The organism is Arthrobacter sp. Y3223164, assembly GCF_059091005.1.
Map to the genome: position 1 here is coordinate 1 of NZ_JBNHGF010000687.1, position 847 is coordinate 847.

Here is an 847-nt window from a genome sequence, read left to right on the forward strand (position 1 = left end):
GCGGATGGGCTGCCCGTGCGGGAGGACGAGGCACGCGCCTGCGTCGGCGGGCCGCTGCCAAGGGCGCGGCAGCGCAGGCCATAAGCTGGCTTTATGGAGCACAATCGCTTGGGTCACAGCGGGCTGAAGGTCCCGCAGCTGTCGCTGGGAACGATGACGTGGGGAGAGGAAACGGACGAGGAGGCCGCGGGCACCATGCTGCGCGCCTACCTGGACGCCGGCGGCACGCTCCTGGACACCGCCGCGCCGTACGCCGAAGGCCGCAGCGAGGCCATGCTCGGGGCGTTCCTGGGCGAACTGGTTCCCCGGCAGGAGGTGCTGGTGGTCTCCAAGGCGGGCGTGACGCGCAGCGAGGGCCGGCGCGAGGTGGACACGTCCCGCGGCGCCATGTTGCGCAGCCTGGACGCCAGCCTGGCCCGGCTGGGCACGGACTACCTGGACCTGTGGCTGGTCCATCTCTGGGACGACGGCGGCGCGCCGCTGGAAGAGACCCTGTCCGCCCTCGAGCACGCGGTCTCGTCGGGCCGCGCCCGCTATGTGGGAGTCTCCAATTACTCCGGCTGGCAGCTGGCCCGGGCTGCCTCGATCAGCCCGGTTCCGCTGGTCGCGGTGCAGAACGAATATTCGCTGCTGCACCGCCGGGCCGAACACGAGGTCATTCCGGCGGCGCGGGCCCTCGGGCCGGGCCTGATGGCCTGGTCGCCGCTGGGACGCGGCGTCCTGACCGGCAAGTACCGCACCGGCATTCCGGCCGATTCCCGGGCCGCCTCCGAGCAGCGCGCCGGGTACGTGGAACCGTACCTAAGCGGCCGGCCGGCCCGGATTGTGGATGCGCTGGCCACGGCGG

General features: G+C 72.5%; 1 protein-coding gene. It reads left to right on the plus strand.

All coding sequences use genetic code 11. From position 1 onward, the window contains the following. Positions 1-93: 93 nt before the first annotated feature. Positions 94-847, plus strand: a 754-nt coding sequence (locus AC5RUJ_RS17410) for an aldo/keto reductase (protein WP_494156396.1), incomplete at its 3' end; no start/stop codon positions are given.